Below are 23,543 nucleotides of genomic sequence, written 5' to 3'. Positions count from 1 at the left end.
CCGGCGCGCTCGCGGCGGGCGTCGAGAGACCGCCCGCGAGACCGGTGCCACCGGCGTTCGTACCCGGCTGCTCGACCGCGCCGCGCGACGTGCCGTTCCCCGGCTGCGAGCCCTCGAGCCAGTCCGAGAAGTCGTCGAGCTGGTCACCGATATTGGTGCCCGCGCCCGTCTTCACGGTCAGGCCCGAGGACGCCTCGACGCGCAGATCGGTGGTCAGGTACGCACCGTCGGGCCCGATGCCGAAGTCGACATCCAGGTGGGTCCAGATCTCCGCGCTCGCGTCGACGCCCAGGTACACACCGAAATCCCCCGCTCCTACGCCGTCGAACGCGTCACCGGGACGCAGCAGGTTGTCGACGGCCTGAGTGCTGTCCGCCTCCCGTGTGCCCTCGCTCGGCTTGGCGGCGGGCACCTTCGGCAGGAACGGATTGGAGCCGGGCGCGAGGAAGCCTTCGTTCCCTGGCATTCCGAAACCGTGTCCCGCCGGGCCGAGCCCGTGGCCGGGCAGGCCGAAACCCTGTTGCTGCTCCCACCATTCGTACGGCGAACCGGCGCCGGGCGCGGCCTCGGCGGGCGACGAAGGCTGAGTCTGGTCCCACTGCCCGAACTCCGGAGCCGGAGACGACAGCCCGGGGGTGGGGGCTTGACTGTCCCACCACTCGTAGGGCGACTCGGTCTCCGTTTCGCCGGGCCGGTTGTTGTTCCAGTAGTCGGACGGCGCGGGCGGGGGCGCGGGCTCCAGGTGGAACCCGGGCGGCTGCGGGGCGGTGACCGCGTTCGGCCACCCGGTGAGCGGCGCGGGCGGCAGCGCATCGGGTTCCGGATCCGGGAAGGTGACCACCGGGCTCGGCACGTCGGGATCCGGGTCGGTGTTGTGCGCCCAGCCCGCGTTCCAGCTGTCGAGCCGCTGGCCGCCCTGAGCCGGAACTCCGCCACCGTTGGAGGCGATCAGCGCGCCGCCGGTCACATACGCTCCGGCTCTCGCGACACGGGCGACGCCGGTCGCCACGCGATACGCGGTGTCCCCCGTGGGCTCGGCGTCCTCGGGATCGTCGTCGAAAGGCAGGTCACGCGTCATGCAAGCTCCACATCTCGGGTCTCCAGCAATCCTCATCTCGCCGGGAAGACCGAGTGAAGATCACCTAACGATATCCGGAAAACCCAGCTGTCACATTCTCCAAGACAGCAGAGATCATGACGGTAACGAGCACAACAACCTTGCCATCCTGCTAACCGGAACGGAAGCCCCTTTTTCACAGGCCATCCGGACCGGCCGACACCTCAGCGAGGTGCCTACTTCTTCTCCTTGGGCTTGTCCGCCTGGGCGTCGGAGGAGAGCGCGGCGACGAAGGCTTCCTGCGGAACCTCCACGCGACCAATGGTCTTCATGCGCTTCTTGCCCTCCTTCTGCTTCTCCAGCAGCTTGCGCTTACGGCTGATGTCACCGCCGTAGCACTTCGCGAGCACGTCCTTGCGGATGGCGCGAATATTCTCGCGGGCAATGATTTTCGACCCGATCGCGGCCTGGATGGGCACCTCGAACTGCTGGCGCGGGATCAGTTCGCGCAGCTTGGTGGTCATCTTGTGGCCGTAGGCCTGGGCCGCGTCCTTGTGCACGATCGCCGAGAACGCGTCGACCGCCTCGCCCTGCAACAGGATGTCCACCTTGACCAGCTGCGATTCCTGCTCGCCCGACTCTTCGTAGTCCAGCGAGGCATAGCCGCGGGTGCGCGACTTCAGCGAGTCGAAGAAGTCGAAGATGATCTCGGCCATCGGCAGCGTGTAGCGCAGCTCCACGCGGGTCTCGGACAGGTAGTCCATGCCGCCCAGCTCGCCGCGCCGGGACTGGCACAGCTCCATGATCGAGCCGATGAACTCGCTCGGCGAGATGATGGTGCACTTCACCACCGGCTCGAACACCTTGCCCACCTTGCCTTCCGGCCAGTACGAGGGGTTCGTCACAATGTGCTCGGCGCCGTCCTCCATCTCCACCCGGTACACCACGTTGGGCGCGGTCGAGATGAGATCCAGGTCGAATTCGCGCTGCAACCGTTCCCTGGTGATCTCCATGTGCAGCAGACCGAGGAAGCCACAGCGGAAGCCGAAGCCCAGCGCCACCGAGGTCTCCGGGGTGTAGCTGAGCGCGGCGTCGTTGAGCTGGAGCTTCTCCAGCGCGTCGCGCAGGTCCGGGTAGTCCGAGCCGTCCACCGGGTACAGACCGGAGTAGACCATGGGCCGCGGCTCGCGGTAACCGGTGAGCGGTTCGGTCGCGCCGTTGCGCGCGGCGGTGACGGTGTCGCCGACCTTGGACTGGCGCACGTCCTTCACGCCGGTGATCAGGTAGCCCACCTCGCCGACGCCGAGCCCGGCGGTCGGCTTCGGCTCCGGCGAGACGATGCCGATCTCCAGCAGCTCGTGGGTCGCGCCGGTGGACATCATCTTGATCTTCTCGCGCGGGGTGAGCTTGCCGTCCACCACGCGCACGTAGGTGACCACGCCGCGGTAGGTGTCGTAGACGGAGTCGAAGATCATCGCGCGGGCCGGGGCGTCGGCGTCGCCGACCGGCGGCGGCACCTGCTTGATCACCTCGTTCAGCAGCTCCGGCACGCCGACGCCGGTCTTGCCGGAGACGCGCAGCACGTCGGAGGGCTCGCAGCCGACGATGTGCGCCAGCTCGGCGGCGTAGCGGTCCGGGTCGGCGGCGGGCAGGTCGATCTTGTTGAGCACCGGGATGACGGTGAGGTCTTTGTCCAGCGCCAGATAGAGGTTGGCCAGGGTCTGAGCCTCGATGCCCTGGGCGGCGTCGACCAGCAGGATCGCGCCCTCACAGGCCTCGAGCGCACGGGAGACCTCGTAGGTGAAGTCGACGTGGCCGGGGGTGTCGATGAGGTGCATCACATAGTCGGTGCCGTCCACCTGCCACGGCAGCCGGACGTTCTGCGCCTTGATGGTGATGCCGCGCTCGCGCTCGATGTCCATCCGGTCCAGGTACTGGGCGCGCATCGCCCGCTCCTCGACCACACCGGTGAGCTGCAGCATCCGATCGGCCAGCGTCGACTTGCCGTGGTCGATGTGCGCGATGATGCAGAAGTTCCGGATCCGGGACGGATCGGTGAACGTCTTGTCGGCGAAGCTGGCGGGCACTCCACTCCTCAGCTGGGTATCGGCAAACTGTGGTCTATCGTCCCATGAGCGCGGGTGGGCGCGGTCCACTGGTCCGTCCCCGGCGCCGCGTCGTCCCGGTCCGCACCGCCACGCCCGGTTTTCCCGGGATGTCCCCCGCTGCGGCGGGTCGTCCGAGCGCCCGCGATCCCCTACCGCAAATCCTCAGCTGTGCCAAGCGGATTGCGTGCCGGATGAGAAGTCGTCACCACACCGTTATCCTCCAACGATGGCCCGAAGTTGGAACTCTCTCGGCAAGCAGTTGAGCCTGATCGCGAAGGAGCAGGGTCCCAAGATCGTCCGGCAGCAGGGACCCCGCCTGGTGGAACGGCTGGTCGGTTCGCTCACGCAACGACGCAACGACAGCGTGTCCGTGCGTCCCGCCGCGTCGACGCCGGTCCCCACGGCGCAGCGAGCCAGGCAGATCGTCTACTGCCCGCACCTGGATGGACGCGCCGATCCCGGCGAGATCGTGTGGACCTGGGTGCCCTACGAGGAGGACCCGGACAACGGCAAGGACCGCCCGGTGCTCGTGGTCGGGCGCGACCGCCGCACCCTGCTCGGCCTGATGCTCTCGTCGAATCCCGAACGGGCGCACGACCGCAACTGGGTCGGCATCGGCAGCGGCAGCTGGGACCACGACGGCAGGCCGAGCTGGGTGCGACTGGACCGGGTCCTGGACGTTCCGGAGGCGGGCATTCGCCGCGAGGGCGCCATCCTCGCCCGCAAGACCTTCGACCTGGTCGCCCACCGGCTGGTCGTCGAATACCACTGGAGCTGAACGGAACGGCCCGATTCCAGCGGTGCCGGAATCGGGCCGTCGAGCGAACCGCTCTCAGCTGACCATTTCCCGGCTCCGGCCGAACAGCAAGCCGTAGATCAGCGCGCCGAGCACGGCGCCGATCAACGGGAAGACTATGAACGCCCACACCTGTCCGGCCGCGCCGTCCTGGTAGAACGCGACGGCCAGGCTGCGCGCCGGGTTGACCGAGGTGTAGTCCACCGGGATGGACACCAGGTGGATCGCCGCGAGGGTGACGCCGATGGACAGACCGGCCAGCGGCACGTCGGAGATCTGGTCGGTGGAGGCGAGCACCACGAAGACCAGCAGTGCCGTCAGCATCACCTCGATGATGATCATCGCGGCCATGCCGTAGCCGTTCTGCACGACGACCTCGCCGAGCGGCCCGGTCTTGGCCGACGGGCTGTGCTTGCCCCAGCCGTTGGCGGCGAGACCGTCGACCCTGCGGTCGTAGGAGGGCAGGTTCTTCGCGATCGCGAACAGCACGAGCCCGGCGAGGAACGCGCCGATCAGCTGCGCGATCGCATAGGCCGCCGCGTTGATCGGGGTCAGCCTCCCCATGATGAGCTGACCGAGCGTGACCGCCGGGTTGACGTGGCAGCCCGAGATCGGCCCGATCGCGTAGACCAGGAACATCAGCGTGAGACCGAAGGCGAGCGCTATCCCGAGCGCGCCCACCTGCTCGCCGGCCAGCACCGCGGTGCCGACACCGCCCATCACCAGAACGAACGTGCCGAGCGCCTCGGCCGCCCATTTCTTCATATCGGGAATCGGCCTGTCCTCGGCCAGTTCCTCGACTACTTCCTGCGCCGTGGGAGACATACAGACACACCTTCCGCCATTCGAGCCATTGCTACTGCTAGACGAGGTATTGCCGCGAAATCAGACCCATTCAAGATCAAAGCCGATCCTGCAGTGGGGACGCTACGCCAGACGGGTGATCTCTACAACGACTTCGAGGTCTGTCGAGCCGCCGCCGGAGAAGATCCCCTTCAGCGGCGGCACGTCCGCATAATCGCGCCCGACGCCCACCGAGACGTGCTGTTCGCTGATCGGGATGTTGTTGGTCGGGTCGTACCCCCACCACTGTCCGGTCCACGCCTCGATCCAGGCGTGCGACTGGCCCGCCACCGTCTCGTCGATGGCGGCGGCCGGGTTCGGGTGCAGGTATCCGGAGACGTAGCGGCTCGGAATCCCCATGCTGCGCAACAACACCAGCGTCAGGTGCGCGTAGTCCTGGCAGACGCCGTTGCGATCGGCGAAGGCCTCCACCGCGGAGGTGTGCACCGAGGTGGTGCCCGCCAGGTAGGTCATCTCCCGGTGCACCCACTCCGCCGCCTCCAGCACCGCCTTGGCGGGCGGGACGCCGCGGCCCAGCCCGCGCGCGATCTCGGCCAGCTCCGGGTCACGCGGCACAGAGGCGGTGGGCGTGAGCATTTCGTCGAAGCGGTCGGCCAGGTGCGCGCCGCGCAACTCATCCCAGGACAGCTCTTCGGGCGGTCCGGGGAACGGCTCGGTCTCCACCACCGACGAGCCGGTCACCTCCAGCTCGGTGTGCGGTGCGTGCAGGTCGAACGCGGTGACCGCGGTGCCCCAGTAGTCGGTGTACCGGTACGACCGCGTCGAGGGCACCGTCTCCACCCTGTTCAGGATCACGTTCTGTCTGCCGTCCGCGCGCGGGGTCAGCCGCGCCTCGTTGAACGACCGGGTGACCGGCGCGTCGTAGACATACCCGGTGGTGTGCACCACCCTGATCCGCCAGCTCACAGCTCCCCCTCCACCGGTACGTCGTGACTGCTGCGCAGGTCGGTCCAGGCCACCCACGGCGCGGCGTGGAAATACTGCAACGCGATGGCCTCGCTCACCTCGCGGCAGATCCGCTGCAGCGCGAGCAGCCGATCCTGCAGGTCTTCCAGCAGCACGCCGGGCGGCAGGAATTCGAGTTCGCTGCGCGCCCTGCCGAGCAGGCGTTGCGCCTCGTGCCGCGCCCCCACCCGGCTGCTCGGGCGCTGGTCCAGCTCCGCGAGGCAGGACTCGGCGACCCGCACCGCGTGGAACACCGACCGCGGGAAGAGCCGGTCGAGCAGGATGAATTCGACGACGAGACCCGCGTCCAGCGCGCCGCGGTGGCTGCGCAGGTAGGTGTCGTGCGCGCCCGCCGACCGCAGCAACGTCACCCAGGCGGGTGAGGACGTGCGGTCGCCCGCGCGCGAGAGCAGCAGGCGCACCATCATGTCCACCCGCTCGATGGAGCGGCCGAGCAGCAGGAAGCGGTAGCCGTCGTCGCGGCTGAGCGTGGAATCCGACAGCCCGGCGAACATCGCCGTGCGGTCCTTCACATAGGCGAAGAACTCGTGCGGGCCGAGGCTGCGCGCGGCCTTCTCCGCGGCGGTCAGCCCGTTGTAGGTCGCGTTCAGGCACTCCCACATCTCGCTGGAGGTGACTTCGCGTGCGCCCTTGGCGTTCTCGCGTGCGTTGCCGATCGAGTCGACGATCGAGCCGCCGTGTTCGTGACCGAACGCGACCAGGTCGGTCACCGACCAGACGTCGAGTACGCCCGCGGGCGGTTCGATGCCGAGCACCCGCAGCAGCACCCGGGAGGTGCGGTCGGGATCGACGGTCGCGTCCTCGAGCAGCTGGTGCACCGCGATGTCGAGGATGCGGGCGGTGTCGTCGGCCCGCTCGACGTAGCGTCCGATCCAGTACAAGGATTCGGCATTGCGGGCCAGCATCGGCTATTCCTTCCCCGAGCGCCGGGTGGATCGCTGCGGCAGGGTCGATCGCGGCCTGCCCTGGCATTGCTCCTGCTGTTGTTGCTGCTGTTGCTGATTGGCCTGCGCGGCGGTGAGTTCGCGACCGACCTCGCGCGAATCCGATTGCGGCGGATCGCTCACCAGCTCCCCGCCCGCCAGCTCTCGTTCCTCGGGCGAGGCGCGCCCCGCCAGCACCCAGGTGTCCTTGCTGCCGCCGCCCTGACTGGAATTGACCACCAGCGAGCCCTCCGGCAGCGCGACCCGGGTGAGGCCGCCGGGCAGCACCCAGATGTCGTCGCCGTCGTTCACCGCGAACGGGCGCAGGTCGACGTGCCGGGGCACCAGGTCGTTGCCGATCTTGGTCGGCACCGTGGACAACTGCACCACCGGCTGCGCGATCCAGCCGCGCGGGTCGTCCTCGACCCTGCGCCGCACCTCCGCCAGCTCGCGCGGGCTCGCGTCCGGCCCGATGACGATGCCGTAGCCGCCGGAACCCTCCACCGGTTTGATCACCAGTTCGGCCAACCGGTCCATGACCTGCTCGCGTTCGTCGTCGAGCCACAAGCGGTAGGTGTCCACATTCGGCAGCACCGGCTTCTCGTTGAGGTAGTACTCGATGATGTCCGGCACATAGGTGTAGACGAGTTTGTCGTCGCCGACGCCGTTGCCGACCGCGCTGGAGATGACCACGTTCCCCGCCCGGGCCGCGTTCAGCACGCCCGCGACGCCGAGCACCGAGTCGGGACGGAAGTGCATCGGGTCGAGAAAGGTGTCGTCGATGCGGCGATAGATCACGTCGACCTGCCGCTCGCCCTCGGTCGTGCGCATGTAGACGAAGTTGTCCCGGCAGAACAGGTCCCTGCCCTCGACCAGTTCCACGCCCATCTGCCTGGCCAGCAGCGAATGCTCGAAGTAGGCGGAGTTGTCGACGCCGGGCGTCAGCACCACCACGGTCGGGTCGGCCTCGTTCGGCGCGGCCGACGCGCGCAGCGCCCGCAGCAGGTGGCTCGGATAGTCGCCGACGGCGCGCACCCGGTGCGAGGAGAACAGATCGGGAAAGACCCTGGCCATGGTGCGGCGGTTCTCCATGACATAGGACACCCCGGACGGCGAGCGCAGGTTGTCCTCCAGCACCCGGAAGTCGCCGCGCTCGTCACGGACGAGGTCGATGCCCGCGACGTGGATGCGGACGCCGTTGGGCGGGACCAGCCCCGCGGCCTCGCGATGGAAGTGCTGGCAGGAGTTGACCAGCCGCCTGGGGACGACCGCGTCGCGCAGGATGTTCTGCTCGCCGTACACGTCGGCGAGGAACAGCTCCAGCGCCACCACCCGCTGCTTGATCCCGCGCTCGAGCTTGTTCCACTCCGCCGCCGCGATCACCCTGGGCACCAGATCCAGCGGAAACGGGCGCTCCTGACCGGACAGCGAGAAGGTGATGCCCTGGTCGATGAAGGCGCGGTCGAGCGCATCCGAGCGCCGGGCCAGATCCGCGACGTCAATGGGCGCGAGGGCGGCGAAGATCCCCTTGTACGGCTGGCGCACCCGGCCCGCGTGGTCGAACATCTCGTCGACGGCAGCCGCGAAACGACCCGGCCCGTATCCCTGGAACAGCCCCGTGGAGGTTGCCCGCCCATTGCCGTTGGCCCGCCCATGGAGCCGGTTCGAATTCGGTCCCGAAGACCGTCCCGAACGCGGCGGAGAGGCGGAAGTCATGCAAAAATCGTGCAGCACGCGGCGGCGGTGCCATGTGAGACGCAGGTAAATTTCTTGCATCACTCGGCAGCCGAACCGTTCCTACCGCGATCCGAACGGCCGGACCGGCCCGGACACGCCGATTTCGTGTGCCGCGCGGCGGCTGGTAACCTCGATCTTCGGCGTTGCGATACCCGTTTACCCCGGGCGTGTCGCACGCGCAAGACTTCTCAGTACATACCACTCAGCGACAGGAACACGAGGAAACAGGCGTGGCCAACATCAAGTCCCAGATGAAGCGGATCCGCACCAACGAGGCGGCTCGCAAGCGCAACCAGTCGGTCAAGTCCGCGCTGCGCACCGCGATCCGCAGCTTCCGGGAGGCCGCTGCCGCCGGTGACAAGGATCAGGCCGGCGAGCGTCTCCAGTTCGCCAGCCGCAAGCTGGACAAGGCAGCCTCGAAGGGCGTCATCCACGCCAACCAGGCCGCCAACAAGAAGTCGGCGCTCGCGCTGGCTTACAACAAGCTCGGCTGATTCGCCGGTCCCGGACATCCGGGATCTTTCTCCTGACGCCAGCCGCTGTGGCCTCGATGACCACGGCGGCTTTTGTCGTGTCTGCTTCGAATCCGAGCTTCGTCGACGAGTTCACCGGACCGTAGCCGAGATGTCGGTGTCGGGGGCTACGATTCCGCGCATGGTAACCGTGTACGCGAATCAGACTGTGGTGAGAGGCGAGGACCTGCCCGAGGTCATCCGCGCCGCCGAGGTGCTCGGCATCGGCATCAAGATCGAGAACGTCATGGTCCCCGACGACGACGGTGGTTACTCGCTCGAGTGGATCGTGACGCGGGACGAGGAAGTGCCCGTGTACGACGAATGGGAAGGCCGATTCGAGGAATCGGACGAGGACGAGGACGACGGCGAGCTGCTGCTCAGCTCGGCGGACTGAGCGTTCGACTCGGCGGGCGTCGGCGCTACGGGCGTCGGGCTCTACGGACTCCGCTCTGCTCCGCAGCGCCGCTCGGTCCGACGGACCCTGCTCGGCTCGACAGACAACGCTCAGCTCGACAGGCCCTGCTCAGCTTGGCAAACAGCGCTCAGCGAAAGGCGCAGCGCGGCGGGCTCAGCTCCGCCGCGCGCGGCTTCTTTGCCGCGACTCCGGCCGTCCGGCGGTTCAGCGCCGCCTGCGAGTCGGCGTTCACGGGCCGATAGATGACGATCCGCTGGTCGGGATCCCGCATGGGCATCAGCACCTCGCGGGTGACGACCAGCGGCCCGATCACCAGAGGCGCCGAGGCCGAGTTCCCGCGCCTCTGCACCTTCACACCGTGCCGGTTCGAGGCGCGCGAACTTCTCGCCGTGAACTCATGCAGGCGACCCGGAAGCGGCTGGCGGTGATGGCGGGCGGCATCGCCAGAACCCGTCGATGAGTTCGTCCCGCTGGTGCGCGATCTCGGCCTCGGCGTGATCCCGTGGTCGCCGCTGGGCAGCGGCGTGCTCACCCGAAGGTACGGGCGCGCCAATCTCGAGCAACGGATCGAAGCGTCCGCCGCAGGCGCCGTCTTCGCACAGTTTCCACACGCTTCGCAGCAGCCGTAGCCTCTGCGAGGCGTGGAAACGGCCTGCGAGGACCCTGGTTTGCCCGGTGGGTCAGTTCACGCAGGGGATGTCGTTGCCGGTGATGGTGGCGTTCACCGGTTTGCCTGCGTCCGGGGTGGGGATTGTGGTCGGGGCTAGCTTGGTGGTCGGCGTGGCCCTGGCGGTGGTCGATGCGCCGGTCAGGGCCGCGGGCATGGTGAAGTCCGAGGCGATGATCACCTTGATGCGGCCCGCGGGCACGGTCGCGGACTGGATGACGGGCAGGCCGCCGAGAGTGTCGGCGAGGCGGACGGCTTCGGCGACGTTGCCCGGGTCGTAGTACACAGCCGAGGCAGATCCGTCCGTGGACGTGGCGTGGCCGACCGTCCCCTTGCCGTAGCCGCGGCGGGTGAGCACGGTGGAAACCCGTGTGGTGTAACCGTCTCCACCTCCGGCGTCGAGCACGTCGACGGTGCTGGACGGTGACGGCGGGCCGCTCGGCTCGGCCTCACCGAAGGCGGCGCGCACCTCGCGGCGGATGGCGACCGGATCGATGATGTTCACGTCCTGGCCGTTGATCACGTCGTAGCGCAGCACCGGCAGGGTACGGAACTCCACGCTCGGGGCGGCGGAGCCGACGGTGCGCAGGAAGTCGGTGACGTGCCAGCCGTCGGAGAGCACGATATTGCGGTGCGCGACGTCCATCAGGGACGAGAGCTTGCCGACGTCGGTGAACGTGCCCGCCTTGCGCAGATCCCTGGCGACGGAGGTGAGGAAGGCCTGCTGGCGGTGGGTGCGGTCCAAGTCGCCGTTCTCCAAGCCGTGGCGCTGCCGGACGAAGGCGAGTGCCTGGGCCGGCTCGAGGCGCTGGCGACCGGCTGGGAAATCGGCGCCGGAATATTCGAGATCCTGCACCGGCTTGCGCAGGCAGACCTCGACGCCGTTGAGTGCCTTGGCCAGATCGTAGAAACCGGCGAGGGTGATCTCGGCGAACCGGTCGATCGGGACGCCGGTCAGATTGCGCACGACCTGCACGATGGAGGCGCGGCCCGCCTCCCGGCCCGCGCGCTCCAGCTTCGTGCGATCGGTCACGCCCCGCGCCTCGAGCTGCTCCTGCACCAACGCCTTCTTCAGGCCGTACGCCTCTTTGATCTTCATGTGGGTGTAGCCCGGGATGCCGGAGACCGCCACGTAGTCGTCGCGCGGGATGGAGACCGCGGTGATCTTCTTCAGGTCGGCGGGGATGTGCACCAGGATCAGCGTGTTGGCGTTGTAGCCGCCCTGGTCGCTGTCACCCGCGTGCAGCTGATCGAGGATCTCTTGGGGAAGGTCGTTGCCGTTCTGGTCTTTTCGCGTGTCGAGGCCGATCAGCAGGATGTTCATCGCGCCGTCCAGCGACCGCGGCGCGTCGTCGCCGAGCGCGTGGGAGCGGCCGAAGCCGCCGTCGAAGCCGCTCTCGGCGGCCCAGCCCGCGGCGGTGCCCACCAGCACGAGCGCCGACAATCCACCCGCCACCACTTTCGCCACCGTGCGGCCGATTCTCCGGCGCGACGCTGGGGACAGCCGAGGCGCGCCGCGGGACGCCCGATGTCGCCGGAAGCGACCGGAATCGTCGATGCGGAAAGCCCGCGCGGTTCGCTCGTCCATCCCAATCCAGTTTGACACGGATTGGGTAACTATATATTTGCCACACTGGAGACTTTTGGGTATCAGCCCTTGCCGTACAGGTCGAGAATGCTCGTCAGAGCGTGTTCCAGGGCGTAGCTCGAGTCCGCCGCGCCACCCTTCACGTCGGCGTTCAAGGTCGCGACCACCTGCATGGCCGTGCCGATGGTGGCCGGCGTCCAGCCCCGCGCCTGGGCCTGCGCCTTCTTCACCTTCCACGGCGGCATCCCCAGCTGCTGGGCCAGTTTGAACGGGTCGCCGCGGCCCGCCGAACCAACCCTGGCAATGGTGTGCACAGAATCGGCGAGCGCGTCGGCCAGCAGCACGTGCGGGACGCCGCGATCGTTTGCCCACCGCAACGCCTCCATCGCGCCGGGCCTGTCGCCCGCGACGGCGAGCTCCGCCACGTCGAACCCGGACACCTCTGCCTTGCCCGAGTAGTACTGCCGCACCGCCGCGACATCGATCTTGCCGCCGGTATCGGCCGCCAGCTGCGAACAGGCGGCGGCCAGCTCACGCAGGTCCGAGCCGACCGCCTCCAGCACCACCTGCACGACCTCTCCTCCGACCCGCACCCCCGCGGCTCGGAACTCGCCGCGCACGAACTCCATCCGCTCGGATGCCTTGGTCAGCTTGGCGCAGTTGTGCACCACGGCCCCCGACTTCTGCAGCGCGGGCGCCAGCGCCTTGGCCCTTCCGCCGCCGGAATGCAGCACCACCAGCACCACGCCGTCCGGCGGGTCCCCCGCGGCCTCCGTGATCACCGCGACGGCATCCTTCCCCGCCTCCGCCGCCGACTCCAGAACGATCACCCGATCCTCCGCGAACAGCGACGGACTCAACAACTCCGCCAGCTCCGCCGTACTCGCGTCCCCCGCCCGCATCCGATCCACCGGCACCGCATCCCCATCCGGCGCCGCCCCCCTGACCTGCGCGGTGATCTCCCCCACCGCGCGCTCGATCAACAGCTCTTCCTCCCCGAGGACCAGATGCACCGCCGCAGACCGTTCGCTCACCCGCCCGATCCTACGGTCCTCCACCGACACCGCCGCTCACCCTCACGGCCTCCCCGCGGCACCGCCCACTCGTGCGTGGCTTCGGGACGATATGGGCGACGTGTCCGGAGTCGCAGCCGCAGCGCATGGCGATCGGTCCCGAGCCGGTGCCACCACGACCGCCACAGGCCCGGCCGCCCGGCGCGCCACCTTTCACGTCGGCGATGAGCATGCCCCTCAACGACCGCATGCTCCCCTCTCATGACTTCCAAGATGATCGACTCCGGTTGCTCATGGGCTCAGGGCGGACCACGGGTGATGACGCGCAGGTCGGAGGGGCCTCCGGCGATCAGGATGTCGCCGTGTAGGTCGGTGCGGGCGATCGTGGCGCCGAGGGTCTGTAGGTCGGCGAGGATTGTGGGGTGGGGGTGGCCGAAGGTGTTGTCGGCGCCGGAGCTGATGATCGCTAGTCGAGGGTGTACGGCGGCGAGGAATTCTTTTGTCGTGGTTCGTGATCCGTGGTGGGGGACCTTCAGGATGTCGGCGTGCAGCAGTGCGGGGTCGCGGAGCAGGCGGAGCTGGGCCGTGGACTCGATGTCGCCGGTGAGCAGGATTCGGCCGGCCGGGGTCGTGGCGGTGATGACGAGTGAGCGGTCGTTCGGTTCGTCAGCGGAGTGCGGGCGGTGCGGGCCGGGGTCGGCGGGGGCCAGCACGGTCAATTCCACGGCGCCGAAACGGAGTACGTGTCCAGTGGTGAGTTCGAGCAGCGGGATTCCGGTGCGGCCGGCGATCTCCGCCACCTGTGCCGCGCCGGTGAGAGGTGTGCGTTCGTCGGTGACGCGGCGGCGCTCGGCGGTTCCGCCTGGGCTCGGCGGGACGGCATCGGTTGCGGGAGTTGTCGTCGGGCGTGCGGTCGAGTCGGGGTGGGCCGCGGGCGGGTAGTGCGCACCTGTTGTTTCGAGTTCGTTTCTCTCGGGGGCGCCGAGCTCGGCGGAAGGTCTGGCTTCGACGAGTTCGCCCGGAGCGGTGGCGATGGCGGCGACGGTGCGACCGTGGATCGCGCCGGTCAGGCCGCCGATGTGGTCGGCGTGGGGGTGGGTCAGGGCGAGGAGGGCGATGTGGCGGATGCGGAGACGGTCCAGGCAGGCGCGCATGGTGCGCGGGTCGGGGCCGACGTCGATGACGACAGCGGTCCCCGGGCCCGCGGCGAGGGCCAGGCCGTCACCTTGGCCGATGTCGCAGGCCGCGAGGATCCAATCGGACGGGGGCCAGCCGGGGTGCCAGAGCCGGGCGGGTAGCAGTACGGCGGTCGCGGCCAGCACCACAACGGTCGCGAGCCTGCGGACCATGGCGGCACGCAGCGCCCACACCGTCACGATGACGAGCGCGGCAGCGGTCAGGCCGCCGACCGGCCCGCCGGGCACGGTGATCGTCGCGCCGGGCAGCGCGGCGGTGTGTTCGGCGACCTTCAGCAACCACCACGACGGCGGGCCCGCACACCGCAAGACCAGCTCCGCGAGCGGCGACCACGCCGATGCGCAGGCGGCGCCGAGTGCGCCGACGACGGTGAGGGGCGCGATCACCGGTGCGACAAGCACATTCGCCAGTATCGCGACGACGCTGACCCGGCCGGTCATGGCGACCATGATCGGCACGGTGACCGCGAAGGCCGCCGCCGAGACCGCGACCACCTCGGCGGGCAGCCGCCACCAGCCGTGCGCCCGCAGCCAATCGGCCCAGCTGGGCGCGAGCAGGATCAGCCCCGCGGTCGCCAGTACCGACAGCGCGAATCCGGCGTTCACCGCGAGTTCGGGCCAGACCAGCAGCAGGCCGATCACCGCCGCGCACAACGCGGGCAGCGCCTGTCTGCGGCGACCCGTCACCAGTGCGAGCAGCGTGACCGCCCCCATTGCGGCCGCCCGCAGCACGCTCGGATCCGGCCTGGCCACCACCACGAACATGAGCAGCGCTGCCGCCGCGGTCATCGCCGCTGCGCGGGGCCCCAACGTGAGCGCCCGCACGACGAACAAGACGACCGAGAGCAGGATCGTGAAGTTCGCGCCGCTGACTACGCAAAGATGTTGCAGGCCTGAGGTTTCGAAGTCTTGGCGAACAGGTTCGGGCAGGCCCGAAGTATCACCGAGCACCAACGCCGGGAGCAGTCCCGCGGCGTCCGAGGGCAATGCGGCAGTCGCCGCACCGGCGAAATCGTGACGCACCGACGCGGCCGCCCGCTGCCACCACGGCGGTGCGGCGACAGGCTTGGGAAGCCCGACCGCGTGCAGCGCGGCGACCGTCAGATCGCGGTTCTTCGGGGGCTGCGGCTGCGCCCGGAATTCGATCGGCTGCCCGGGCAACAGTTCACCCCACTCCGGCCCCGAGGCAAGGATCACCACCCGGCCGCCGGACCGCACCGTCGCATCGGCGTTTCGATACTCGCGCAGCGCAGCCCGAACGATCCACCGTCGCTCCCCACCGAAAGAACTGCCCCGCACAGGTTTCGGATCATCCGTCGGGGTGACGACCACTCGCATCGAGAGCCCGTACACCTCGCGCATCGGATGCGTCGCGACGCGATGCTCCCGCCACGCCGCCGCCACCGCGAAACCCGCGCCGAGCAGCACAGCAGCCAGCAGCGTCAGCGCCACCGCCCGACGCCCCTCCGAACCCTCGCCCCGCCTTCGCATTTCCGATACGACCGCTGCCAGCACCGATACGACCACCACAGCCACCGCGACCGTCATCCCGGCCCCGACGCCCGCGACGGCGACGGCTCCGACTCCGCACAGCCCGGCAACCAGAAGCGTGCACGCTGTGGCCCGCCGCGCGAGATACTCCGTGCGCAACGCCAGTGCGAACACCGATCCGACCGCGACACCGACCGCGACACCGGCACTGGCACCGGCACTCGATAATTCCGTCACTACGGCGACGCCCGCGCCGAGCAGGGTCAGCGCGATAGCTAGCGTCCGCGCGAAACGCTTCGTGCCCAACACCAGCAGCGACGCGGACCCGCCCATAATCAGCGCGACCGGCACCGCGAGCCCGCCCGGAAATCCCGCGACCGGCACCGCGAGCCCGCCCGGAAATCCCGCGACCAACGCCGGACTGGCGCCGAGCAACAGAATCGACGTCACCACCTGGCGCCGCGTGAAATGCGCCGGTAGCACCGTGGCCGCCACTCCCACCGCCGTCACCAGCAATCCGAGGGCCACCGCGATCCCGGCCGACCAACCCGAGATCAGCACGACAATCGTCACTGCCCAGCAGCACAGGGCGGCGGGGAGCAGTCGTGCGTCCACGGTCGGCCGGGCGTCGGCTACCTCCGGTTCCCGCGTGCCGAGGGACGAGGTCATACCGTCACCAGATCGCGCAGACGGGCCAGCCGGGCGGGGCCGATGCCGTCCACTTCACCGAGTTGTTCGAGGTCGGTGAAGCGGCCGTTTGCCGTGCGCCACGCGACGATGGCGCCTGCGGTGACCGGACCGACGCCGGGCAGGGCGTCGAGCTCCGCTTCGGTGGCCTTGTTGAGGTCGACCTTGCCGGACGGCCCGCCACTCGGACGGGCGGTCGCGCTCGGTCCGGTTGCGGTGATCGTGGTGCTGCCGAGTTGGGGCGGCCCCGGTGCCGGTGCGGCGGGTCCGACGAGGATCTGGTCGCCGTCCCGCACGCGCTGGGCGAGGTTGATGCCGGTCAGATCCGCCCCGTCGCGGGCACCGCCCGCCGCCGCGAGCGCATCCGCCACCCGTGCGCCCTCGGGAAGCCGCACCAGTCCGCCTCGCTGGACGAGTCCGACAACGCTGACGACCAGCTCGGCGGACGCGGGTGTGGGCTGTGCCCCCGATGCGGCGGGAATCGTCTGCGCCGTACCAGGGTTCGGACGCGACCCAGCCGGAGTCGCGCTGATGCGCGCGGCGGGCAACGGCGGCACGGCATGCGCCACCGGGCGCTCACGGAACACCACGACCGTCGCGACAACCACGGCGGCCAGCCCGACCATCGCCAACATCAGCACACCCCGACGGCCGGGATCGATCCGCGCACCGTGAAAGCGCTGCGGGACAAAACGTTCCCGCCAGCCCGGACCGCGCGGGGGTTCGTCCAGCCAGTGCGGGGTGCGCACCTGACCGACCGACTCTTCGTCTCCGACCCCGCTGGAATGCACGGCGGAACGATGATCCGGCGCCGAGGTGCTCGGTGCCGACCGCTCCCGGCCGCGACGGGGATTCGCCGCTACTCCACCTTCGCCAGGAACCCTTCCTCGATCGACTCGCGACGCCGCTGCGCCAGGTTCGGGGTCACCGACCTCCATAGATTCCCCGACCCCGTCCAATTCTTCCGGCGGCAGCCGCTCCCAATGCCAACGCCCCGAACTCTTCTCGGATCCGCCTCGGAACCGCCTCCCCTCGGGATGTGACGCGACGATAGGCACATCCCCTTCAACCGGCGGCCGCGCGCTGTCATCCGACGCCACGGGTACACCTCGAAACCACTGTGTCTCCGCCGAATGCGCCCCCACGACAGGCACATCCCCACCAACCGACCGCCACACACTGGCATCGGACGCCATCGGCGCGTTCTCGCCCGACCCACCTCCCGAGCCCGCACCCATTACGGCAGTCGACGCCACCCCACCACCCGCCGCGCCGATACTCGACAGCTGGACACGACCACCGCTGGACGCGTTCTCACCCGACGCCCCTCGGGACCACTGCGCCTCCGCCGAATGCGACACGACGACCGCCACATCCCCACCAACCAATCGCCGCACGCTGCCATCAGACGCCGCAGGCACGTTGTTACCCGACGCACCTCCCGTGCCCGCGCCCACCACGGGTGCCGACGCCCTCCCACCACGCGCCGCGCTGACACTCGACAGCTGGACACCGCCACCGCCGGACGCGATCTCACCCGACGCCCCTCGAGACAACTGCGCCTCCGCCGGATGCGACGCGGCGACCGGCGCGTCCACACCGACCGATCGCCGCACGCCGACATCGGGCGCCATAGGCACGGTCTTGCCCGGCACACCTCCCGAGCCCGCACCCGCCACAGCAGCCGATGGGATTCCGCTATGCGCCGTGGCAATACTCGACAGTCGGATGTGGCCACCGCTGGACACGGTCTCGCCCGACCCGACCGCCTGCCTCGCGGCCACCGACGCAGGTGACGTCGCCCCGGCACCCGACGACCGAGCGCGACCGCCGGAGGGCACTCCACGGCTCGCCCCTACCCGGACGGTCAGCGCACCGAGCCGCCGTCGAATCCGCTCGCGTTCGTCATGTCGTCGCATGCCCGCGACCGTACGCAGCCGAACGCATCGAACAGTCCGGTGCGACCAGGCATTTCGATAGGTCTGTTGATAACCGCGCCCCTGGGGACAACCCCTCCCGTGAAAGCCCGGCCCACTTGCGCGCACGCCCTCGTCGCCAAGGGCGTGCGGTATCACTTCAGTTGCTTGGCAAAGCAATTCGACAGGGGAAGGACCTCGTAGGGCGGGAAGATCGGAATGCGGTGGTATCCGCTGCGGACATAGAACCGCACCGCCTCCGGCTGGAGATGGCCGGTCTGCAGGATCAGCCGGGGCAATCCCTCGGCGCGCGCGGCATCTTCGGCCGCGGTGAGTAGCGCGTCCGCGACACCCGAACCGCGATAGGCGGGGCGGACGAACATCCGTTTCAGTTCGAGCTCGCCCGCGTTCCAGCGGACCGCCGCGTGACCGGCGGCCCCACCGGAATAGGCGACGAAGGTGCGGTGCACGGTCTCCTCGTCGACCGCGTTCGGGGTGCCGCGCACGGTGCGGGCCAGGTCGGCATACCGGGGACCCACCTCGGCGGCCATTTCCTCACGCAGGGTCACCGCGTCGTGATGCGCCCAATCGACCGTGGCCACGGTCAGTGGTGGACGGGTCGGCCGCGTCGAACTCGTCATCGTCCCGACGTTATCCGGCGCACTTCGCGATCGAACCGGTTGCGCTCACCGTGATCGCTCCGTCATGCGCAGCCGCCGGGCACCACGAGTACACCGACCGCACCGAGGCCGAGGTGCACGCCGAGCACCGGTCCGAACTCCGCGACGATGAGTTCGCGGATCCCCGGAATCAGTTCGCGCAGTTGCCCGGCCACGGTTTCGGCCGCCTCTGCCGCCTCGAGGTGCTGCACCGCCACCGCCGCGCCGTCTTCTCCGGCGGCGTCCACCGCGGCGGCCACGAGTTTCGCGTACGCCTTGGACCGGGTGCGTGCCTTCTCGCGCAATTCGAGACGGCCCTCGACGATCTGCAGCAGCGGTTTGGTGACCAGCTCGCTGCCGAAGAACGCCGCCGCGCTGCTCAGCCGCCCGCCCCTGCGCAGCTGTTCGGTCCGGTTGACCAGGAAGAAGGTACGCGCCCGGCTGGCCGTGGCGACCGCGGTGTCGTACACGATGTCCAGCGCCGCACCGGCGCGCGCCCGGCGGGCGGCCGCCAGGGTCGGGAGTCCGGTGGCGAGGCCCGCGCCGAGGGAGTCGACGATTCTTACCCGGTCGGCGGCGTCCATGTCGCGCACGGCCTGCCTGCCCGCCTCCCAGGTGCCGGACAGTTGACGCGAAAGGTGCACGGCGACAACGCCGTCGCCCCCGCTGCGCGCCAGCGCCAGCTCGTAGACCTCGCGCAGCTCGCCCGGCGAGGCCGCCGAGGTGGTCACGGTGTCCGCGGCATAGTCGATGTCGATCGGTTCCACGCCCTCGCGGATGGCGCGGTCGCCGACAAGAACGTGCAACGGTACGACGGCGATGTCCAGCTCGTCGACGATTTCGGCAGGGAGGCTGGCGGACGAATCGGTGACGACCACGACGGCCACGGACTACCGAACCTCCTGCAAGGTCTTGACCATCGCGGTGGCGACCGCGGTGTGCCCGGCCCAGCCCCAGTGGATGCCGTCCGGATTGGCGTCGCCGGAGAAGACGTTCTCCCGCACCGCTTCACCGAGATCCACCAGCGGCACCGCGCTGCGCGCCGACCACGCCTGCAACGCCTTCACCGCGCGCGGCCGACCGGAGTGCACACGTCCGTACGCCTCGGCCTTGTGCACGGAGGGCAGCACCGCGACGAACGGCAGATCCGGGCGCAACTGCGCCAATGCCTCGCGGGACTGTTCCAGGTAGTCGACGCTGACCTTCGGCGGCAGCGCGACCGGGCGACCCAGCTTCGACAGCTTCGGCTGCAGCCAGTTGTAGGTCGAGCGGACGAGCCTGCGCAGGCCCGGCGGACGCACATAGCGGATCAGCTCACGCAGCGCGGTCGGCAGCGGCGAAGGCAGGGTGTCCATGCCGCCGACGGCGAAGACCACGGCACCCGCGTTCGGCACGGCGGCCCACACCCGCGGGTCGCCGATGAGCGCCCAGTACGCGTCGCGGCAGGTCCAGCCGATACGGCCGACCAGTTCCACGTCCCAATCCAGTTCGGCGCCTACGAGATTCGGCCAGATGCGCGGATCATCCGCGGGCAGACCGCCCTTCGGGCCGAAGTAGGAGAGCGAGTCGGCGATCACCAAGAGGACCGGACGCTTGGCCTGGGTCGTCTCGGGCGCGGGTACGACCTCACCTGCGGGCGCCGTACCCGGCTCGGCAGAAACGGCCGAAAGCGGTGCCTCGGAAGGGATCAGCGTGGCAACGGCGGCCGCGGCCGCCGAATCCGATACCGAAGCAGGAGCCGAGGCGGCCGTCGCGCCGGAATCGGACGCCGAATCCACCGACGCCGCTTCACCGGTCGGCGCGGAGTCCGCCCCGTCGACGGTGGCGGGTCCGGACTCGGCTTCCCCCGCGGAGTTTTCCGCGGATAGGCCGACCGTTTCGGCCGCGGCGGAACCCTCTGCGGCGTCGGGCTCACCCTCATCGGACAGCAACTCGCCGACGATAGGTTCGACGTCCTCGCGCACAGCCGCGGCATCGGGCTCGCCCTCATCGGACAGCGGTTCGCCCTCGATAGGTTCGAGATCCTCGCGCACAGCCGCGGCTCCGGAACCGGTGGACGCTGCGACCGAGTCACGCTCATCCGCCACGCTCACCCGATCGGTCGCCGATGCAGCCACGTCTTGTCCTGCCGCACCATCGAAGGCCGCCTCGGACTCCGACGGCCCGCTCGAGACCGGCCCTTCGGAGACCACCTGGGCGTCGACTGCCTCACCATCCAGCGCGCCGTCCCCGGCACCCGTCCCAGCGCCCGCCTCGACCTCGGCCACCACGGCATCGGCTACGGAGCCCACATCACCATCGGCATCCGACTCGTCCGCGGCATCGCCCGATGCCTCGTCGGCAGGTCCCGCACCGGCGAGCGCATCGGCCCCGGCATCCACCACCGCGCCGGACTTCTCCGGCGAATCGGCCTCCGGCTTCCGCGGCGGCCCACCGAACAACGCGTCCGGCAGGTGCCGTTCCGGCTTGGCCGTGACCTGCTTGAACAACTCGTCCGGCACTGTCCGGACGGGCTCGTCGCCCTTCGCGGCGCTTTTCGGGGGCGATGCGGGCGCGGCGGGTCCGCCGAACAACGCATCGGGAAGCTGGCGTTCCGCCTTGCGGGTCACCTGCTGGAACAGTTCGTCCGGCACCGATCTGATCGGTTCTTCAGAGGACATCGGGAGCTACCTTCGCCGCTGCGTTCCACACATCGAGACGCCACCCGGGCTGTTCGATTCCTGGACCGTGGCTGCTCAGTTGCACCCAGCTGGTATTGGCCAGTCCACCGAGGATGGGCCAGTTCTGTGGCGGCAGGTCGAGCAGCGCGGCCGTCAGGGCGGCGATCAGCCCGCCGTGCGCCACCAGGATGATAGTCCGGCCCGGCCAATCCTGTCGCTCGCTGTACAGCTCCTGCACGACGGGAAGGGCGCGCGCACCCACCTCGAGCTTGCTTTCGCCGTTGGGCGGCCGATACGTGGCGTCCAGCCGCCAGGCCAGGCGCGCCCCCGGGTAGTCGGCGTCCACCTCGAGGTGGGTCAGTCCCTCCCAGTCACCGAGGTGCGTCTCCCGCAGGCGCGGGTCGCGCACGACGGGGACCGCGGTGTGCTCCGCCAGTGCCAGCGCGGTGTCGTTGGCGCGCTTCAGATCGGAGGAGACGATCGCGATGGCGTTGCGTGAGACCAGCTCGCGCGCCGCCTCTTTGGCCTGTCTGCGGCCCAGTTCGGTGAGATCGGTATCGATCTGGCCTTGCATCCGATCCGAGGCATTCCATTCGGTCTGCCCGTGCCGCAACAGGATCAGGGTGCGCACACCGGCATACTTGCTCACTCGGTGCCGTTCCCCTCGTCACCCTCCGCGGCACGCGGATCGCCGATGCCTGACACCGGAACCACCGGGCAGTCCTTCCACAGCCGTTCCAGCGCATAGAAATTGCGCTCGTCGTTGTGCTGGATGTGCACGACGACGTCGACGTAGTCCAGCAGCGCCCAGCGGCCCTCGCGGGTGCCCTCCCTGCGGACCGGCTTGTGGCCTGCCTGCCGGAGCCGCTCCTCCACGTTGTCGACGATCGCGTTCACCTGGCGCTCGTTCGGCGCGGAGGCGATGACGAAGCAGTCGGTGATCACCAGCTGCTCGGAGACGTCGAGCACGACCACGTCGGCAGCCAGCTTCTCGTCTGCCGCCCGCGCGGCGACCTGCGCCATCTCGACCGCCTCGACAGATGCGCTCATGCCTTTTCAGCTACCTTCCGCTGTTTCGGGCACGTAGAGGTGCCGCTTCGATATGTACTGGACCACGCCGTCGGGGACGAGGTACCACACCGGCCGATTCTCGGCGGCGCGTCGCCTGCACTCACTCGACGAGATGGCCAGGGCCGGGACCTCGATCATCGTCACCGCATCGGCCGGAAGATCACGCAGATGTTCCTGAAGATGATCGGCGTTCAGCTCGTAGCCCGGTCGGCTCACCCCGACGAACTTCGCCAGTTCGAACAGTTCCGCCCAATCCTGCCACGACAGGATGTTGGCCAGTGCGTCCGCTCCCGTGATGAAGTACAGCTCGGCGTCCGGATACTGGGCGCGCATCTCGCGCAGGGTGTCCACGGTGTAGGTGACCTTGCCCCGGTCGATGTCGGCCCTGCTGACCGAGAACCGCGGGTTGGAGGCCGTCGCGATGACGGTCATCAGGTACCTGTCCTCGGCCGGACTGACCTTCTTGTGTGCCTTCTGCCACGGCTGTCCGGTGGGGACGAAGATCACTTCGTCCAGGTCGAACCGGTTGGCGACTTCGCTGGCGGCGACCAGGTGCCCGTGGTGGATCGGGTCGAAGGTGCCGCCCATCACCCCCAGCTTGCGTCCGGTCCGGCCTTTCTCGTGCATGAGTGCCGAGCTTAATGCTCCGCCGCGGACCGCCGTCCGGACGCCCGGCCCGAGGACGGGCGTCCGGTTCAGCGTCGCCGGGCCCAGCCGGGCGCGGAAGGCCGCCGCTCGCGGCGGGGTGGATCACGCGGGACGCGGCCTACTCACGCCCCGTCGGTCGAACCGAAGCGGCGCACGAACTCACCCGCGAGCCCCCCGCCCGCCGCGGCGACCAGGGCGCCGACGGCGGGATGGACGATCAGCCCGGTCACCGCGCCCGCGAGTTCGGGCAGCCGCCGAGCGAACCAGTTGCGGACGTACTCCATGGTGGACAGGTCCGGCTCGGACGCGGTCACCGCCTCTTCCAACTCGTCGACCCGTTCGGCCGCCTGGTCCCGCAGCGGGCCGTCGGCGGGCAGCTGGGCGCGCAGACGCTCGAACTCGGCGCGCAGACCGGCGAGATCGACGTCGACGTTCTGGGTCGAGTCCCCGCCCGCCTCGACCCGGCTGAGGGTGTTGTGATGCCCGACGGCGATCTGTCCTGGCACGTCGCCGCCGACGTTCAGGTGGTAGTTGGCTCCGGATGCTTCGGTCACGGGTGGTGTCCT

Annotated in this window: 20 protein-coding genes and 1 pseudogene; 3 read left to right on the top strand and 18 right to left on the bottom strand. The window is 69.4% G+C overall.

The genetic code is table 11. From position 1 onward, the window contains the following. Positions 1–1,078: pseudogene (locus NL1_RS18010) on the bottom strand (hypothetical protein); the annotation flags it as partial. Positions 1,079–1,293: 215 nt separating this feature from the next. After that, positions 1,294–3,144, bottom strand: coding sequence for a translation elongation factor 4 (gene lepA, locus NL1_RS18005; protein ID WP_067840832.1), 1,851 nt, complete (start codon positions 3,142–3,144; stop codon positions 1,294–1,296). A gap of 247 nt (positions 3,145–3,391) precedes the next feature. Between lepA and NL1_RS18000 the strand changes: the two genes are divergently transcribed. Continuing rightward, the gene (locus NL1_RS18000; RefSeq protein WP_067840831.1) at positions 3,392–3,943 is read left to right on the top strand and encodes a type II toxin-antitoxin system PemK/MazF family toxin; all 552 of its coding nucleotides are present in this window, start codon (positions 3,392–3,394) and stop codon (positions 3,941–3,943) included. Between the two features lie 54 nt (positions 3,944–3,997). On the opposite strand, the gene NL1_RS17995 is transcribed toward NL1_RS18000, so the two are convergent. The 4 genes from NL1_RS17995 to NL1_RS17980 all read right to left on the bottom strand — a co-directional run bounded on the left by NL1_RS17995 (position 3,998) and on the right by NL1_RS17980 (position 8,280). Then, positions 3,998–4,786: an aquaporin gene (locus NL1_RS17995; RefSeq protein WP_067840829.1), complete on the bottom strand. Its 789-nt coding sequence runs from the start codon at positions 4,784–4,786 to the stop codon at positions 3,998–4,000. 102 nt (positions 4,787–4,888) lie between these two features. After that, a complete protein-coding gene (locus NL1_RS17990; RefSeq protein WP_084510714.1) occupies positions 4,889–5,731 on the bottom strand; it encodes a transglutaminase family protein in 843 nt (280 codons plus the stop codon). Continuing rightward, positions 5,728–6,696, bottom strand: a complete 969-nt coding sequence (locus NL1_RS17985; protein WP_067840828.1) for an alpha-E domain-containing protein — start codon at positions 6,694–6,696, stop codon at positions 5,728–5,730. The genes NL1_RS17990 and NL1_RS17985 overlap by 4 nt, the downstream gene beginning before the upstream one ends. Positions 6,697–6,699: 3 nt before the next feature. Continuing rightward, positions 6,700–8,280: a circularly permuted type 2 ATP-grasp protein gene (locus NL1_RS17980; protein ID WP_245673361.1), complete on the bottom strand. Its 1,581-nt coding sequence runs from the start codon at positions 8,278–8,280 to the stop codon at positions 6,700–6,702. 401 nt (positions 8,281–8,681) lie between these two features. Between NL1_RS17980 and rpsT the strand changes: the two genes are divergently transcribed. Continuing rightward, on the top strand, positions 8,682–8,945 hold the full coding sequence (gene rpsT, locus NL1_RS17975; RefSeq protein WP_067840826.1) for a 30S ribosomal protein S20: 264 nt from the start codon (positions 8,682–8,684) through the stop codon (positions 8,943–8,945). Positions 8,946–9,105: 160 nt separating this feature from the next. Beyond that, positions 9,106–9,360: a hypothetical protein gene (locus tag NL1_RS17970; protein WP_067840825.1), complete on the top strand. Its 255-nt coding sequence runs from the start codon at positions 9,106–9,108 to the stop codon at positions 9,358–9,360. Between the two features lie 148 nt (positions 9,361–9,508). Here NL1_RS17970 and NL1_RS17965 read toward each other — a convergent pair whose 3' ends face one another. The 12 genes from NL1_RS17965 to NL1_RS17910 form a co-directional block, all read right to left on the bottom strand. Continuing rightward, entirely contained in the window at positions 9,509–9,730 is a 222-nt protein-coding gene (locus NL1_RS17965; RefSeq protein ID WP_156094924.1) for a hypothetical protein, read from the bottom strand. A gap of 331 nt (positions 9,731–10,061) precedes the next feature. Then, on the bottom strand, positions 10,062–11,636 hold the full coding sequence (locus NL1_RS17960) for an LCP family protein (protein ID WP_067840821.1): 1,575 nt from the start codon (positions 11,634–11,636) through the stop codon (positions 10,062–10,064). Positions 11,637–11,698: 62 nt separating this feature from the next. After that, on the bottom strand, positions 11,699–12,670 hold the full coding sequence (gene holA / locus NL1_RS17955) for a DNA polymerase III subunit delta (RefSeq protein WP_067840820.1): 972 nt from the start codon (positions 12,668–12,670) through the stop codon (positions 11,699–11,701). Between the two features lie 278 nt (positions 12,671–12,948). Then, positions 12,949–16,005, bottom strand: a complete 3,057-nt coding sequence (locus tag NL1_RS17950) for a ComEC/Rec2 family competence protein (protein WP_067840818.1) — start codon at positions 16,003–16,005, stop codon at positions 12,949–12,951. Continuing rightward, positions 16,002–16,814: a ComEA family DNA-binding protein gene (locus tag NL1_RS17945; RefSeq protein ID WP_245673358.1), complete on the bottom strand. Its 813-nt coding sequence runs from the start codon at positions 16,812–16,814 to the stop codon at positions 16,002–16,004. Before NL1_RS17945 ends, NL1_RS17950 begins: the two co-directional genes overlap by 4 nt. 1,280 nt (positions 16,815–18,094) lie before the next feature. Then, entirely contained in the window at positions 18,095–18,580 is a 486-nt protein-coding gene (locus NL1_RS17940; protein WP_067840816.1) for a GNAT family N-acetyltransferase, read from the bottom strand. Positions 18,581–18,642: 62 nt separating this feature from the next. Continuing rightward, on the bottom strand, positions 18,643–19,485 hold the full coding sequence (locus tag NL1_RS17935; protein WP_067840814.1) for a DegV family protein: 843 nt from the start codon (positions 19,483–19,485) through the stop codon (positions 18,643–18,645). A gap of 3 nt (positions 19,486–19,488) precedes the next feature. Next, entirely contained in the window at positions 19,489–20,178 is a 690-nt protein-coding gene (gene octT, locus NL1_RS40050) for a diglucosylglycerate octanoyltransferase (protein ID WP_067840847.1), read from the bottom strand. 1,069 nt (positions 20,179–21,247) lie between these two features. Continuing rightward, positions 21,248–21,907: a histidine phosphatase family protein gene (locus NL1_RS17925; RefSeq protein ID WP_067840813.1), complete on the bottom strand. Its 660-nt coding sequence runs from the start codon at positions 21,905–21,907 to the stop codon at positions 21,248–21,250. Then, on the bottom strand, positions 21,904–22,308 hold the full coding sequence (gene rsfS, locus NL1_RS17920; RefSeq protein WP_067840811.1) for a ribosome silencing factor: 405 nt from the start codon (positions 22,306–22,308) through the stop codon (positions 21,904–21,906). The genes NL1_RS17925 and rsfS overlap by 4 nt, the downstream gene beginning before the upstream one ends. Positions 22,309–22,314: 6 nt before the next feature. Further along, positions 22,315–22,956 carry a nicotinate-nucleotide adenylyltransferase gene (nadD, locus tag NL1_RS17915; RefSeq protein ID WP_067840809.1) on the bottom strand — a complete coding sequence of 214 codons (642 nt, stop codon included), beginning with the start codon at positions 22,954–22,956 and terminating at the stop codon, positions 22,315–22,317. 143 nt (positions 22,957–23,099) lie between these two features. Continuing rightward, positions 23,100–23,531, bottom strand: a complete 432-nt coding sequence (locus NL1_RS17910) for a hypothetical protein (protein WP_218024447.1) — start codon at positions 23,529–23,531, stop codon at positions 23,100–23,102. Between the last annotated feature and the right edge of the window lie 12 nt (positions 23,532–23,543).

This window comes from Nocardia lijiangensis NBRC 108240 (assembly GCF_001613045.1).
GTDB classification, from domain to species: Bacteria; Actinomycetota; Actinomycetes; order Mycobacteriales; family Mycobacteriaceae; genus Nocardia; species Nocardia lijiangensis.
This window is presented reverse-complemented; position numbering and strand designations above follow the sequence as displayed.

What these genes read in the sequence shown, in the direction of transcription:
- NL1_RS17980 (WP_245673361.1), bottom strand. Translation starts at nt 8,280, where the DNA reads ATGTTCGACCACGCGGGCCGGGTGCGCCAGCCGTACAAGGGGATCTTC.
- NL1_RS17985 (WP_067840828.1), bottom strand. Translation starts at nt 6,696, where the DNA reads ATGCTGGCCCGCAATGCCGAATCCTTGTACTGGATCGGACGCTACGTC.
- NL1_RS17960 (WP_067840821.1), bottom strand. Translation starts at nt 11,636, where the DNA reads ATGGACGAGCGAACCGCGCGGGCTTTCCGCATCGACGATTCCGGTCGC.
- NL1_RS17940 (WP_067840816.1), bottom strand. Translation starts at nt 18,580, where the DNA reads ATGACGAGTTCGACGCGGCCGACCCGTCCACCACTGACCGTGGCCACG.
- nadD (WP_067840809.1), bottom strand. Translation starts at nt 22,956, where the DNA reads ATGCACGAGAAAGGCCGGACCGGACGCAAGCTGGGGGTGATGGGCGGC.
- NL1_RS17950 (WP_067840818.1), bottom strand. Translation starts at nt 16,005, where the DNA reads ATGACCTCGTCCCTCGGCACGCGGGAACCGGAGGTAGCCGACGCCCGG.
- NL1_RS18000 (WP_067840831.1), top strand. Translation starts at nt 3,392, where the DNA reads ATGGCCCGAAGTTGGAACTCTCTCGGCAAGCAGTTGAGCCTGATCGCG.
- NL1_RS17970 (WP_067840825.1), top strand. Translation starts at nt 9,106, where the DNA reads ATGGTAACCGTGTACGCGAATCAGACTGTGGTGAGAGGCGAGGACCTG.
- rsfS (WP_067840811.1), bottom strand. Translation starts at nt 22,308, where the DNA reads ATGAGCGCATCTGTCGAGGCGGTCGAGATGGCGCAGGTCGCCGCGCGG.
- NL1_RS17995 (WP_067840829.1), bottom strand. Translation starts at nt 4,786, where the DNA reads ATGTCTCCCACGGCGCAGGAAGTAGTCGAGGAACTGGCCGAGGACAGG.